This is a genomic window from Pedobacter humicola (assembly GCF_056490705.1).
In genome coordinates, this window is record NZ_JBWJIG010000024.1 from 32,080 (window position 1) to 47,016 (window position 14,937).

Here is a 14,937-nt window from a genome sequence, read left to right on the forward strand (position 1 = left end):
TAAAACAAACACAATGACGAACTTTTTATTTAAATCTGCTCTTTTTGCACTACTTCTTCTTGGCTTTAAAACCAGCTTTGCTCAAAACATTAAAGTAATCGGAACCGTTACCGATAAAAGCAATAAACCTTTGGATTATGCTTCAGTAGCTTTAATCCACTTACCTGATTCGGCATCAGTCGGATTACAGGCAACCAATCAAAAGGGAATTTACGAATTCAACAATGTTAAACCGGGCCGCTACCTGATTAAAGCACTGATGATGGGTTATGACAAAAGCCGGTCAGCAGCTTTTGAAGTAATGGATGCGTCGATCAAAATGGCCCCCATTACACTAACCGACCGTTCGCAAAACCTGAAAGAAGTAAACGTGGTATCAAAAATGCCGGTGATCGATCAAAAAGCCGACCGCGTAATTGTTAATGTAGAACGGATGAATACCGCCGGAGATAATGCCCTGGAAGTAATCAGCAGATCGCCGGGTGTAAAACTGGATAAGGACGACAATATTGTACTTAAAGGCAAAAAAGGGATCAATGTGATGATTGACGGCAAAATGAGTTATATGACAGGTATGGAACTAACCACTTACCTAAAATCGCTGCCGGGATCGGTATTAAGCCAGATTGAACTGATCTCCAATCCGCCCTCATCATTCGATGCAGCTGGAACGGCAGGTATTATCAATATTAAACTGAAAAGAAACAAAATGCAGGGTTTTAACGGAAACATGAACCTTGGCGGGGGCTATGGCCGTTACGAAAAGGTTTATGCAGGTACCAATCTTAATTATAATATTGGCAAGGTAAGTACTTATGTGCGTTTAAATGCAGGGCACTATAACTCTTACAACAGGTTAACCTTAAACAGGACCATTGGCGAGGAACAATATAACCAGCTTAATTTCTGGCATCCGATAACGAATAGCTTGAATTACTCTACCGGGGCTGATTATTTCATCAATGATAAACATACAGTAGGTGTAATGATAAAAGGTTTCACCGCGCCAGAAGAAACCAAAGTGAACAGCAATTCGGTAAACTATAATGCCGCTGGCATAAAAATGGGCGGAACAAGTATGTTTAACCCGCAGAGCAACACCGAAAAAAACCATGCAATAAATTTAAACTACCGTTTTAAAACCGACACTCTGGGCGGCGAACTGGGATTCGATGCGGATTATGTTCAGTATGATAATACCAAAAACGAAACCTTTACCAACAACTATCTCGATGCCAACGATCAGCTGATCGGCAATCCGATCGATCTCCGCAACAATGGCATGGGCAAAGTATCCATCTATTCGGTTAAGGCAGATTATAGCCTGAACTTTAACAAAACATTAAAAATGGAAACAGGTTGGAAAAGCAGCTGGGTAAAATCGCAGAGCGACGTACGTTTCGATTCGTTAAAAACCGCTGGCTGGATTAACGATCCCCGCCGCACCAACCGATTTTTTTACAACGAAAACATTAATGCGGGCTACCTTTCGCTTGATCAAAGCTTTAAAAATCTGCAGATCAAGGCTGGTTTACGCGCAGAACAGACTTTGGGCAATGGCAGCTCATCGGGCACCAATACGCTGATCGACAGAAAATACTGGAAGCTTTTTCCAACATTGTTTGTTTCCTTCAAAATCGATTCAAACAACCTGGTAACTGCTGCCTACCGCAAAAGTATCAACAGGCCATCCTATAGCAGTTTAAATCCCTTTACCTTTTATTCCGATCCGTATACGGCTTTACAGGGAAACCCATTATTACAGCCATCTTATGCCAATAGTTTCGAATTCAACTATTCCATCAAGAACTTCAGGGTGTTAACGTTGAGTTATTCGGTTAGTAACGGATCGATGTGGGAAGTGGTTTATCAAAATGACGCGACGAAAGAAAGTATTTCGAGACCGGAGAACCTGAGCCGCACCACAAATTTTTACATGGCCACCGGAAGTCCTTTTGATGTAACCAAATGGTGGAACAACAGTACAGAGGTTTCTGTTGGTTACAACCGTACCGAATCTGCTGTACAGGGCAATGGTTACAATGCCTTTTCATGGAACTGGTCTCTAATGTCAGACAATACCATCACTTTGCCAAAAAACTACAGCTTGTCGATGTATGGTTACTACGATTCTCCTTCAGTATCAGGATTATTCCGCAGCTTGGGGAGTTACCAACTGAACATTGGTGCTAAAAAAACATTCTGGAGCAAAAACGCTACGCTTGCTTTAAAAGTGAACGACATCTTTAATACCAGTAAATTCAGGGCTAACCTCGAGTATAACAACATTAAAACCTATTGGCAGAACGAATGGGAAAGCCGTAAGGTCAGCTTAAGTTTCACCTATAAATTCGGCAACATGAAGATCAAAACTGCCCGTAGCAGAAGCACCGGAACAGCTGATGAAGAGAACAGGGTTGGGAAGAATTAAGGTGAAAAATCGTCATTTCGATCCGATAGCTACCGGATGAAGCGCGGTCCCGAATATTCGGGAAAGAGATCTATTTGTTAGATTTCCCGACTCCGTTGCACTTCGCTCGAAATGACGACTACTTGAGGAGGTTATCTCTGAATTAAAGCTTAACTTTTACAAAATACAAACGGTTCCGGTCAACAGAATTGGTAAATGGTAGAATCTTCTGTGCAAAGCCGCTTGCGCCATTGTCTACCACACCAAAATCATCATCGTTAGAAATGACAAGGATGTTGCCCGGTAACAAGGCCAAACCTTCTGCCTTATCGTGCGGATAAACTGAAGGTAAATCTTTTAAAAGGTCTAAAACAACGGTTTTGCTTACCGGAGTGATGCCTGCGCCACTTAAACCTGCAGCATTATTTAATTCCTCGACTGTTTTGCCACCATACAATTTACCTGTAGCACCATTGCCAGCGTCAGAAATATCGGTAGCTCCGCTGAGGTCGATCTTAAAAACTTTTTTAAATGTTGCCGGACTGCTTGCCGCGCCACCATACAATCCATCACGTTCGATGGTTAAAAAAGTAGTACTGTTTACGGCAACTATATCGCTCACCCCCGTTAAGGTGGTATTATCCATCAGATAAGCGTATTGTTTGGTTGCACCTGTAGCAATGTCGAAAGTTAAAATTCTCAACACAACCGAATTGGCAATAGCTGCTTTAGAAGGATTGTACATTGGCGACTGCATCATGCCCACCAATGTTTTCCCATCGGGGGTAATGGCGAGGCCTTCCATACCGCGGTTTGCCCTTCTGTTGGCAAATACAGCAGGGATTTTACGTCCGCCGGTTCCTGTTCCAAAAGGATTAATACGTTCTATGGTTTTGCCCGAGGCATCAAAATGTGCAATATGAGGCCCATACTCATCGCTGATCCAGAATGATCCGTCAGCTGCCCTCACCAAACCTTCGGAGTCGATTCCATCGGCGCTCGGTGCGATTGCCTGTCCGCTTAAGTCGTAGGCAGTTTCTCCCGAAGCACCCATTCCCTCAGGATTTGGAAGGCCGTTTAATCTGGCGCCGGCTGCATTTTTCAGGTATATGGTTTCTTCGAGTATTAATTTACCGTCTTTCAGCCTAAACTTTCCGATCTGTGGATCAAAATCGGGCTTTCCGATGATGATCGAGTTGGCCAGCTGTCCGGCAACATTCGAACCTCTATCGGTTAACATATAAAAAACATCAGGTGAATTGGGATCGGCAGCTACGGCCGAACCAAAACCGCCATTATACACTTTTACGCCGGTAGCGGTAGTGAACAGTACCGGAGGATCGGAAACTTCTGCAAGGGCAGGATACGTAAATTCTGCAGGGGTTTCTTCATGATTTTTTTTACAGGATACCATACCGATAGATACGGCAGTTAATAGGGTGAGTAAATCTCTTTTCATTTAAATGGAATATTTTTTGAACAAAGCAAGCATGTAGATATGAAGCCTGTGTTAAGGGAATAACAAGAATAGTTCTAAAGGCTTGTGGTGAACAATCAGTTTTTCATTTTTAAGTAAGGCGGGTAATGCCTCAGCATGACAGCATATTCAAGATTCCTATAAAAACAAAAAGGATTTCCGTTGTTTTCAGGTATAAGAATAAAGGTCTTGAAACGTAAAACAACCAGACCGACATCTAGCCTGCTCCATCATCTCTCTTACATTTTCTATCACCTACCGCTTAATAATTCACATACCGTTCCTCAAAACTACCATCTTCATATAAATCGATCAGCCCATAACCTGGCGCGGTTTCTCTTCTGTTGCCCTCCCACCATGCGCCGGATACGGCACCATTGCAGAGGTAGGTTACATTGTTGTACACCACCTTATCGCGCATGTGCAAATGGCCGCTCAAACACAGCTTTACATTGGGATGCTGATAAAAAAGATTGATGATTTTAGCGGTATCCGTATGCATGTCGCCGCCCAGCATGGTCCATTTGTTTATGATATCGTCTTCAATCATTAAAAGTGCGGTAAGGATGGGAATGTGCGACATCACCATCACGGGCATTTTAGCACTTGTTGTTTCGAGTTCGTTTTTTAACCATGCCAATTGTTCTTCGCCCAATTTACCGATGTACCAGGTGTCATCAATATCCAGATGGGTGCTATCCAGTACGATAATTTTCCAGCCCTTTTGTATGAAACTATAATAGGGTTTAACCAGCTGTAACTTATCCATCGCATATTTCTTCCCATAAAAAACATCGCCTTTGCTGTTTTCATTCCACCAGATATCGTGGTTGCCCAAACAATAGTGAACAGGCAGACTGCATTCATTCTTCATCGTTTCAGCTACCAGCTTCCATTGCTCGTTAATGGTACCGATATTTTCTTTGTTCATATCAAAAACGATATCTCCTCCATTTAAAACCAGATCTACTTTTGGCGATTGCCCCTGCAAATGGTGCAAGCATTTAACAAACCTTGCAGGCGCATTAAATTGATTCTTCAGGTGCACATCCGTAATATGGGCTATCCTAAGCACGGGATTTTTATCCGCTACCAACGACAGTGCGGGTAGCGTTGGCAGTAAAAACAAACCACCTATATTTTTGACTGCAGATCTTCTTTGCATGATATTCTTTTTATTGGTTTCAAAATTAGCATTGCAATGTTTCCTTAACATTAAGCAAAAAAGCGGCGCAAGTGATTCATACACGCGCACCGCTTCGTTTATCAAAACTTATCCTTTTATCGATTATTATTTCGCTAAGCGATAAGCCTTGATAATTTTATGGAAAATCTGATTGTTGGGATAAACACCATTGAAATTTTGCGATCCCGGCCCGTAGGCAAAAACCGGAACCATAATCCCCGTATGGTCGTTGGTGCTAAATTCGCCCCTCACCATTCCCTTTTCTGCTGCACCATCTAAGAGTGTTAATCCACCGGTTTCATGATCGGCAGTAACGATGACCAGTGTTTCGCCATCCTGATCGGCAAAACAGAGTGCTTCGGCAATGGTACGGTCGAAATCGTGCAGTTCGGTAATCAGGTAAGGCAGATCATTTACATGACCTCCGTAATCGATCTGCGCCCCTTCGGCCATGATGAAGAAGCCCTGTTTGTTTTTCTTTAATATATCGATGGTGTGCAAAAGCGATTGTTTCAGCATATCGCCACGGCCTTTTATTACCGGCCGCGTAGCAGAATCATCAAGCAGCACCAACTGTTTGCCCTGGTTTTGCTTTGTAAAATCACTTAAGGTATTACTTAATTGAAAACCTTTGGCTTTAAGCTCCGGCAAAAGATTCGTGTTTTTATTCTGTTCGAAAGCTTTACGGTTAGAACCGACCAAAATTTCAGCTTTGCTGGTTAACAGGTCGTTTGCGATTGCACCATTAAAAGCGCGATCGAGCTGATGGGCATAAAAAGCTGCTGGCGTGGCATCGGTCAGGTCGCCCGAACTGATGATTCCGCTTTTTAGGCCCAAACCGGCCAAAGTATCTACCAGATTGGTAATCTTCTGTTCATCTGGCCCCATCCCGATATACCGGTTATTGGTTTTAAAACCTGTTGCCATGGCAGTGCCGCCTCCAGCCGAATCCGTATTTCCAGCATCAGCCGCAGCAGTTTCCGAAAAACCGATAGCGTGGAATTTTGCCATATTTAGATCACCATGATTGGCAATCAGCCCTGCGTGGATTGCCGCAAGCCCCATGCCATCTCCAATTAATAAAATAACATTTTTGGCGGGTTTATCTGCCCCATCGCTTTTATAAGTAGGTGCATAAGGCTTATACGGAGTTGGATTGATATAACTTAGTTTATCCTGATGAAGATAAAAGTCTTTCAATTTGTTTGGGTTATCGGTATTGATCCAGTCTGCACCCAGCCGCTCTAATACAATCCAGGTGTTCGGACTATCCTGAGTGGCCCAAAACCTGAAAGGTTTTCCTTTATGGTGTGCCTGCTCAATCAAAGCCTTCATCTTTGCTTCATCGGTTTTGGTCGGGTTGCCTTTTCCATTCCATACGGTATGGTTTTTAAGGTCATCGCTAATCATCGCCACCCTGGCCAATTGTGCATCGGTATAAATGGTAGCCGGTCTGCCATCGAATGCTATCTTCTCATCATAATCCTTAAAATCGGCAGGAACAGGCATATCTCCGCTGATGACCACTTTGATGGCGCTGGCATTCTTTTTCGCATCAAATACTTCTCCATAAGCCTCCAGTTCTTTCAGCAATACAGGCAAAACATGTTGGTAATTTTCCTTTACATCAACCACCAGCTGCAATTTCAATGTTGCATTTGCATAAGGATGATTTCCATTTGCTTTAAAATGTTGTGCAAGCGGATCGAGATAAATTTTTTTCAGGGTGAAACCAGGCTTTATTTCTGAAACCTCGTGCGCTACATACAGTTCCCCATCTTTTAAAAACACATCAGCCTCTATCGAGCCCATTCCTGCAAAATATGCTGTTAAAAGGGGGATTTCCTGTTTATAATCATTATGGCTATGCCCGCGGTTTGCGGTCAGTTTAATCTGCGCGGATGCGCTCTGCAGTCCCAGTAATATCACCAAGACTGCAAAGTTTATCCATAATTTATTTACCATCCTGCGTTCTGTTTGATTACCCCCGCACTGTTATCAATTTCTCTCTGCGGCACCGCCCATACATCATGTACCTGTGGATTGAAGGTCCTGGCCGGCCAGATTACGCTGCCATCAAAATCATGTAAAGGTTTGGCATAAGCTGTCTGGGCATCGCCCCATCTCACCAAATCTCTGTGACGGTCGGCCCACTCTCCCGCCAGTTCGTTGCGGCGTTCGCGTTTAAGATCGTCGATTGTCATTCCGGTTTTTGCACCCAAGCCTGCACGCGCCCTGATTTTATTCAGTTCGGTATCGCCTGCTCCTGCACCGCTCAGGTTAATGGCAGCTTCTGCCTTAATTAACAACACTTCAGCATAACGCATTAAGGGTACGTTTAAATCGGTTGTTCCATTGTCGCCGTTCGGATTAACGTGCGTTGGAATTGGGTTGGCATAAGAAAACGGCTCCATATATTTTTTAAACTGATAGTTTGAAGTCGCCCCTGCATCTTTGGTGAAGCTACGCTCGGCTCCAAAGAACATAAATTTATCACCTGGTTTCAAAATGGTGGCTTCGCGGCGTTGATCGCCAGCTTCGTAAGAATCGTAAAGTTCTTTGGTAGGCAGGTAATAACCCCAGCCGTTATAAATACCCCAGGCTTTGTTGGTTAACATTACCCCTGGAAGTTTACTGCCCCAGCCTGTACCACCACCACTTGGCGTGCACACTACCGACCATATGTACTCTTTAGACCAGTTGTTTGCTGCTATAAATACATCAGCAAAACCAGTATTCACTAAATCATGCTGACCAGAAGTGATCACCATATCGGCATATTTTGCAGCATTGGCATAATCTTTTTTGTACAGATACACTTTAGATAGGTAGGCCCAGGCAGCAGTTTTATGCGCTTTGCCATAATCGGCAGGTTTCATTGCCGAAAATAAGGGAAGGTTATCCGCTGCTTTTAACAAAAGGGAAATGATATAATCGTAATTTTCATTTACGTTTTTTGCACGGGCAATAGGTTGTGACGGATCGCTTTCTGGTGTAACGATCGGAACGCCAGCTTTGCCGTTTCCATAGTTTGCAGCCAACTGAAAATAAACCAAACCGGCATTAAAATAGGCATCGCCGATGATCTGTTTCTTTAATGCTTCATCCATAGCGATACCTGGCACATTGATAATAATATCGTTCGCACGTTTGATAATGGCATAACGCATGCTCCATTGCGTTTCGGTATACCCTCCGCCAACATAGGTACGGTTAAAGTTTTTGATGTTATCGGCCTCTGGTTTGTTACGCCCGGTAACCATGTCATCGCTGGCATTGATAAACCAGAACATCCCACGACCGTAAAAGTCTTCAGCATTGTAATTTTCATACATGCCACCTTCAGCTTTCAATGCATCTTCTTTGGTTTTCCAGAAATTCTGTGCCGATGGAGAGCCTTCGGGTACGATATCAAGCTCTTTTGTACATGAAGAGAAAAAAGCAAGAGCGGCAAATGCCATATATTTAAAATTCGTTTTCATTGTTTTGATTGATGATTATAGATTTACACTTAAACCAAGGATAAAGCTTCTTGCCTGCGGATAACGGCCAACATCCAGTCCGTTATTATCCATTCCGATTTCCGGATCGAAGCCCGAATAATTTGTAATGGTAAAGAGGTTGTTTGCAGTGGCATAAATCCTTACCCCTCCGGTTTTCAATTTACTGGCAAGCGATTTTGGCAAACTGTAACCTAATGTTACATTCCTGATCCGCAGATATGAACCGTCTTCTACATAAAAATCGGAAGCATTAAAGTTTCCATTGGCATCACTGGTCGAAATAATCGGCACTTTACCACCCGGGTTCTCTGGCGACCAGGCATCAAGAATACCTACCAGTTTGTTGTAAGATGGGCCACTGGCACTGTAGGTGGTACGTTTTACCGCATTAAACAGTTTATTGCCTTGTACACCCTGTGCGAAAATATTGATGTCGAAGTTTTTATAGCTGGCATTAAAGCTTAAGCCATATGAAAAATCAGGATAAGCGCTACCGGCGAAATAACGGTCGTTCCCATCAATCGATCCATCGCCATTGATATCTACGAATTTGAAATCTCCCGCTTTTGCATTTGGCTGAATTTTAGCTCCCTTAGCATTTTTATAATTATCGGCTTCTGCCTGGCTTTGGAAAATACCATCTGTTTTTAACACATAATAACTGTATAAAGGTTGCCCTACTCTAATGGTAAGTGGCGCAAGTTCGTTACGGAAATTTGTACCCACGGCAATGTTTTCCAATCCTGGTGCCAGTTCCTCCACCTTGTTGTTGATTTTGGTTAAGGTAGCGTTTACAGAATAGGTAAAAGCCGCATTTTTATCGCTATTGTAGGTTAAACCCAGTTCTACACCTTTATCTTTTACAATACCGGCATTAACGGTTTGGGTGTTTAAACCTGCTGTTCCAGGTAACGACCGGGTCAAAATCATTTTATTGATTTCTTTAATAAAATAGTCGGCATTCAGGCTTAATCTGCCTAAAACGGCTACATCAATCCCTAAATTGGTCTGTTTTGATTCTGCCCATGTTAAATCTTTATTGGCCAGAACCGTTTGCACATAACCATTTTGCAAGGTTGGCGTTTGTCCAAAATAACTTTGGGTTGCACTTAACAATGGGTTCACCGCAGAAGCGTTTAGCGAGCCTAAATTACCCAGTATACCATAACTCGCTCTCAATTTCAGTTCATTTAACCAGGAAGCGTCTTTAAGAAAATCTTCTTTATTGACTACCCATCCTAGCGAAGCTGAGCCATAATTCCTGGTTCTGTTATTTTTACTGAGCAGAGATGAACCATCGCGACGGCCGATTAACGATACCAGATATTTTTCGCTATAGTTATAATTGGCCCTAAAAAACAGTGATGAAAGTGCCTGAGCATACATACTACTCACCGAAGGCTGTATCACTGTTGCATTCACCAGATATCTGTATTGAGGAGATTCATCATCAAAACCAGCTCCAGAGGCCGATAAGCTGTTGCTTTTGGTTTTCTGAAAAGAATAACCACCGGTAAGATCTAACTGATGACGACCAAAAGCCGCCTTATAACTCAATACCTGCTCTGCAAGAAAATCATTAGAACGGCTACTGCTTTCTTGTAAGCTGTTGCTCAATACCGGTTTTCCCACCTCCGGCCTTTTTGGCGTAAAGCTTTTAAACGCGGCATCTGATTTAGTGATACTTAAATTAGACCTAAACGTTAAACCCTTCATCAATTTAACATTGACATAAGGATTAACCACCAAAACGTTTACAGGATTATTGATATCGATACGCTGTAAATCGGCAACTGGGTTAACGATATCGCCATAGTCGCCCGCATATTGCCCGCCTGGTAAACCGGCAAAGCTACCATCAGCATTGTAAGGCGTTCCGTTGGTTGGATAATAAATGGCCGAAAGTAAGGCTCCTGTATAATCGCTGCTGGTATTGGCGCCATTTCCATTGGTACTGCTATACGATAGGTTTTCACCTACTTTTAACCAATTGGTCAACTCATGTTCGGTATTGATCCTGAAGTTATAACGTTTGGTTTGGGTATTTAAAACAATGCCTTCCGCATTACGGTAATTAAAACTTAAGTAATAATTAGATTTTTCACTACCACCGTTTATAGCGGCATTATAATCCTGTACCATTCCATCTCTAAAAACTTCGTCCATCCAGTTGGTGCGTGTTACCTGTCCGTCAGGGTATTTCGAAGCATCAAAGGCAGGCAATATGGTGGTACCGCCATTTTTGGCTGCAGTTGCGGCCACCTGGGCACGTTGCTGGGCATTTAAAGGTTCTAATTCCTTCCATACACTTTGTTGTCCAATTTTTGCATCGAAACTGATCTGCATTTTGCCGTTTTTACCTTTCTTGGTGGTAATCAATACCACACCGCCTGAAGCCCTTGCACCATAAATGGCTGCCGATCCGTCTTTTAATACCGATATAGATTCGATATCGTTAGGATTAAGCTGTGGTGTACCCGAAAATATAGATCCATCGATTACATAGAGTACGCTTTCTCCGTTGATCCCGCCTGCACCGCGGATATTAATACGCGGTGTTGAAGTTGGATCGCCACCCTCATTGGTTACGATTACCCCGGGTGACTTACCGGCAAGTACCTCTCCTACACTGTTCAATGAACGCGAAGAAAGTTTATCCAGTCCAACAATGGTGATTGCTCCTGTTAAAGTTTCCTTTTTCTGTGTACCATAACCTACTACCACTACATCGGCAAGCATGGAACGTTCTTCGCTCAACACCATATTGATGACCTGGCTCTCACCCACGTTGACTTCTTTGGTACGGTATCCGATCATCGAAAATGAAAGTACAGCATCGGCACCCACTTCAATGCGATAAGCACCGTTTCCATCGGTAATGGTACCGCTTTGTGTTCCCAAAACTTTTACCGAAACGCCGGGCAAAGAAACTCCGGACGAATCGCGTACTACCCCGGTAACAATACGGTCGGGTTTATTCAAAACCGCATTGTTTAATATCACATAACCACCTTTTTCCAAAACCTGTAAACCTAGCCTATCGAGCATTGATCTTACAGGCTCGGTGGTAAAATCGCCACTCACAAACATGTTTTTCTGTTGTAGCTGGTCGGGATTGTATACAAAGCTAAGCCCCGTACGCGACTCAATTTCTTTGATTATTTCGGTCATTTTACGGCCTTTGCTGATCGTAATGCTCACCGTTGTTTTCTCTAACTTTTGCGCCATCCCTGCCGAAGCGAGGATTGAGCTACAAAAAATGCAGAGGATCGTAAATGTTAAACATGCGTATTTCATGATCTTATAAAGAGCTGGTGTCCTCTTATGGGAGGTTGTTTTCATTGTTTAATTTGTTTGATTGTGTTTATTTGTAAAGCTTTAATTATGCCGGCATCCATGGCCAGAAAGAAAGATTACGGCAACTAATCTGATCAGTACCGCAGACGATTTCTATATCATATCCTTATCTCATTTGTATATGTTAAATGTTTTATGATTTTTTGATCCGTTAAACTTAAGGTGGTGCAGGCTGCAGATGATATCCAGAATCTCTTCAGGCGATTGCCTGCTGCTAAAAGTGGCTGTACTTTTAAGTTTGCTCAAAGTACTATCGCTGAGCGAAATTTTGATGCTGTATACATATTGGAGCTTGTCAATTACCTGCTCTAGCGTTGCACCATCAAAAGCAAGCTCAACAAAGGCCAAAGCCCTGGCTTTACGGATGGCTGCGCGGCCTTCATTTTTATCGTAGGTTAAAAACTCATCTTTGATCAGTGTACCAAGATTGCCCCCCTTATTGCTCACTGCAACTTTTCCGGTAAGTACGGCAACTTCGATATGTTTACTGGCTTGATAAGATTTAACCCTGAAAGAGGTACCCAGTACTTTGATATCGACTCCAGATGTGGTATGTACCGTAAATGGCCGTTTCTCCTGGTGGGCAATATCAAAAAAAGCTTCACCCTCTTTTAATTCGATCTGTCGGTTGTCCGAAGCAAATACTTTAGGGTAGCTAAGTTTAGCGGAGGGGCCTAACAAAACCACCGAACCATCTGATAAGGTAATGCGTTTTCGCTCTGCACTGCCTGTAATTACCGTAAGCTGATTCTCACTCGGATTTACTGGCGCACTGAGTTTCCAAATACCAAAACCCGCTGTAATGATGATGAGTATTGCTGCTGCAGTCCTGACAAGAGACGGGAGCTTAAATACCTTGTAATGCTTCGGTTTTTGATGCATTGCCCCCTTAAGGTGAACAAACATCTGTTCTCCTATTGCTGCTTTACGGTCTGCAGCCAGTTCAACATTCTCCTGATGGAGCGCGGCATACCACGATTCAACTTTATTTTGTTCTTCCGGACTTGCCTGCTGATCGAGATATTTCTGCAGCAGCTCCTTTGCCTGTTCTTCTGTCATTTAAATACATGTCAGTTGAAAAGCAGATCGGTACTAACCAAAAATGTTATCGATACATTAACTTTACGTTAAGCCGATCAGCGCAGCGATGAAAAGGATGTAGGAAAGACTTTTTTTGAGCAGTTTCAGAGCTGCAGAGATCTGATTTTTTACTGTTTGTACGGAAACATCAAGTTCTGCAGCGATTTCTTTGATTGATTTTTCCTGTTTACGGCTCATCGAAAATACCAATTGCATTTTTTCTGGTAAGCGCGCTATGGCGGCATCAACTTCTAAATGAAGTTCTTTTAAAATCAATTTATCATCCGCGGCAACAGTATGCTGTTCATCCATAAGTGCGCTAAGTGCAGTTTGGTGTTGCGCTTTAATGCTACCCGACCTGAAATAATTAATCACTTTGTATTTTACAGCACCATGCAGGTAAGCGCCTAAACTTCCTGTTAAGTTAATGGCTGCCCGGTTCTCCCAAAGGGAGATGAAAATTTCTTGCGTAATATCCTGTGCAAGTGCTTCATCATCCGTTTTTTTCAATACAGCATCAAAAACATCCGCCCAATAAGCATGGTAGATTTCTGCCATAGCCTCATGGTTTCCCTGTTGTAAAGAAGAAAATAATGAATTGTCCAAGGGATACTGTTTTATAATGGACAAAGCTAATGGCCCAATATTCCCTTAGTATTAATAAATCTTAAAGACTAGATGTTGCTGATGGAAAATCCAAGATGGACAGAAATCTGCCCCTATCTGGGATATCCGCGGGAAACAATAGGAGCTTGGTTTCCCACAGATTTAAATAGATTGCCGCAAAAGTCTATTGTGCGGGCTTTGAGTTCCTCAATGATCTTTTTCTGCAGAACCATTGGTTAATTGGTGGAGAAGGAAGCAAAAGCGTCCCCGTTATCCGAATAACCCCGCAAAAAGTTTATTGGAATGTAATTTGGACTGATGATCGTAAATATGCGAAGTGCTCATGATCTCATTTACGCCATACTTTGTTACAAAAGCTTCTAAATTTTCCTTGATGGTTTTGGCACTGCCGATAAAAGAATAATATAACATCTGTTCGACTGCTTCTTTTTCCATACGGTCCCAATACTGATTGATATCATCAATTGCCGGCTTTAACAATTCCCTTTTACCCGTAATTACGCCTAAGAACATGCGTTTCACCGAACTTGATAGGCGTTCTGCTTCATCATCCGTATCGGCAGCAACTACGTTTACACAAGCCATTACATAAGGTTCCTGTAGAAATGCCGATGGCTTGAAGTTATTTCTATAAATGGAAATCGCCTGTTCGAAATAGGCTGGTGCAAAATGACTTGCAAAAGCATAAGGCAGTCCTTTTTCAGCTGCTAAACGTGCACTGTCGGTACTTGAGCCTAAAATCCAGATCGGTATATCCAATCCCTCTCCCGGAATAGCCCTTACACTTGCGCGGTTATTGCTGGCAGAAAACAATTGCTGTAAGCGGTCTACATCTTTTGGGAAATGATGGGCAGCATTAAAATTCTCGCCACGGATGGCCATTGCCGTCACCTGATCGGTGCCGGGCGCCCTACCCAAACCTAAATCGATCCGGTGAGGGTAAAGTGAAGCCAATGTACCGAACTGTTCGGCCACAATTAAAGGTGCATGATTGGGTAGCATAATCCCTCCCGAACCCACACGGATGCTTTTTGTACCTCCGGCAATATATCCGATAAGCACCGCTGTTGCCGAACTGGCTACACCTGCCATGTTATGGTGTTCGGCAAACCAATAACGGGTGTAACCTAAACTTTCAGATTGCCGGGCCAGATCGAGACTGGTTTTAAAAGTATCTGCTGCAGTATAACCGTCTAAAACGGTTGCAAGATCGAGTACGGAGTAAGGTATATTCTTTAATAAGTGATCAGCCATAAATCAAAAAGATAAAATCCAGACTGCTAAAATATCCTTAATT

The 14,937-nt window shown here is 42.9% G+C and carries 9 protein-coding genes; 1 reads left to right on the plus strand and 8 read right to left on the minus strand.

Features of this window, described 5'->3' with window-relative positions:
- Nucleotides 1-13 precede the first annotated feature (13 nt).
- Nucleotides 14-2,431, plus strand: a complete 2,418-nt coding sequence (locus tag AC04Q1_RS24695) for an outer membrane beta-barrel family protein (RefSeq protein WP_478367217.1) — start codon at nucleotides 14-16, stop codon at nucleotides 2,429-2,431.
- A gap of 142 nt (nucleotides 2,432-2,573) precedes the next feature.
- On the opposite strand, the gene AC04Q1_RS24700 is transcribed toward AC04Q1_RS24695, so the two are convergent.
- The 8 genes from AC04Q1_RS24700 to AC04Q1_RS24735 form a co-directional block, all read right to left on the minus strand.
- Nucleotides 2,574-3,869, minus strand: coding sequence for an esterase-like activity of phytase family protein (locus tag AC04Q1_RS24700; protein ID WP_478367218.1), 1,296 nt, complete (start codon nucleotides 3,867-3,869; stop codon nucleotides 2,574-2,576).
- Nucleotides 3,870-4,149: 280 nt separating this feature from the next.
- Complete coding sequence (locus AC04Q1_RS24705) at nucleotides 4,150-5,052, minus strand: metallophosphoesterase family protein (protein WP_478367219.1); 903 nt, start codon at nucleotides 5,050-5,052, stop codon at nucleotides 4,150-4,152.
- Nucleotides 5,053-5,178: 126 nt separating this feature from the next.
- The gene (locus tag AC04Q1_RS24710; RefSeq protein WP_478367220.1) at nucleotides 5,179-7,038 is read right to left on the minus strand and encodes an alkaline phosphatase; all 1,860 of its coding nucleotides are present in this window, start codon (nucleotides 7,036-7,038) and stop codon (nucleotides 5,179-5,181) included.
- Nucleotides 7,032-8,555 (minus strand): RagB/SusD family nutrient uptake outer membrane protein, encoded by a 1,524-nt coding sequence (locus tag AC04Q1_RS24715; RefSeq protein ID WP_478367221.1) that lies wholly within the window; start codon nucleotides 8,553-8,555, stop codon nucleotides 7,032-7,034. Before AC04Q1_RS24715 ends, AC04Q1_RS24710 begins: the two co-directional genes overlap by 7 nt.
- 15 nt (nucleotides 8,556-8,570) lie before the next feature.
- Nucleotides 8,571-11,873, minus strand: coding sequence for a SusC/RagA family TonB-linked outer membrane protein (locus AC04Q1_RS24720; protein ID WP_478367222.1), 3,303 nt, complete (start codon nucleotides 11,871-11,873; stop codon nucleotides 8,571-8,573).
- A gap of 171 nt (nucleotides 11,874-12,044) precedes the next feature.
- Entirely contained in the window at nucleotides 12,045-12,992 is a 948-nt protein-coding gene (locus tag AC04Q1_RS24725; RefSeq protein ID WP_478367223.1) for a FecR family protein, read from the minus strand.
- Between the two features lie 63 nt (nucleotides 12,993-13,055).
- Nucleotides 13,056-13,619 (minus strand): RNA polymerase sigma-70 factor, encoded by a 564-nt coding sequence (locus tag AC04Q1_RS24730; RefSeq protein ID WP_478367224.1) that lies wholly within the window; start codon nucleotides 13,617-13,619, stop codon nucleotides 13,056-13,058.
- Between the two features lie 270 nt (nucleotides 13,620-13,889).
- Nucleotides 13,890-14,894 (minus strand): LLM class flavin-dependent oxidoreductase, encoded by a 1,005-nt coding sequence (locus AC04Q1_RS24735; RefSeq protein WP_478367225.1) that lies wholly within the window; start codon nucleotides 14,892-14,894, stop codon nucleotides 13,890-13,892.
- Between the last annotated feature and the right edge of the window lie 43 nt (nucleotides 14,895-14,937).

Excerpts from the sequence above, each read along its gene's own strand:
- AC04Q1_RS24695 (WP_478367217.1), top strand. The coding sequence starts at position 14 with ATGACGAACTTTTTATTTAAATCTGCTCTTTTTGCACTACTTCTTCTT.
- AC04Q1_RS24700 (WP_478367218.1), bottom strand. The coding sequence starts at position 3,869 with ATGAAAAGAGATTTACTCACCCTATTAACTGCCGTATCTATCGGTATG.
- AC04Q1_RS24705 (WP_478367219.1), bottom strand. The coding sequence starts at position 5,052 with ATGCAAAGAAGATCTGCAGTCAAAAATATAGGTGGTTTGTTTTTACTG.
- AC04Q1_RS24710 (WP_478367220.1), bottom strand. The coding sequence starts at position 7,038 with ATGGTAAATAAATTATGGATAAACTTTGCAGTCTTGGTGATATTACTG.
- AC04Q1_RS24715 (WP_478367221.1), bottom strand. The coding sequence starts at position 8,555 with ATGAAAACGAATTTTAAATATATGGCATTTGCCGCTCTTGCTTTTTTC.
- AC04Q1_RS24720 (WP_478367222.1), bottom strand. The coding sequence starts at position 11,873 with ATGAAATACGCATGTTTAACATTTACGATCCTCTGCATTTTTTGTAGC.
- AC04Q1_RS24725 (WP_478367223.1), bottom strand. The coding sequence starts at position 12,992 with ATGACAGAAGAACAGGCAAAGGAGCTGCTGCAGAAATATCTCGATCAG.
- AC04Q1_RS24735 (WP_478367225.1), bottom strand. The coding sequence starts at position 14,894 with ATGGCTGATCACTTATTAAAGAATATACCTTACTCCGTACTCGATCTT.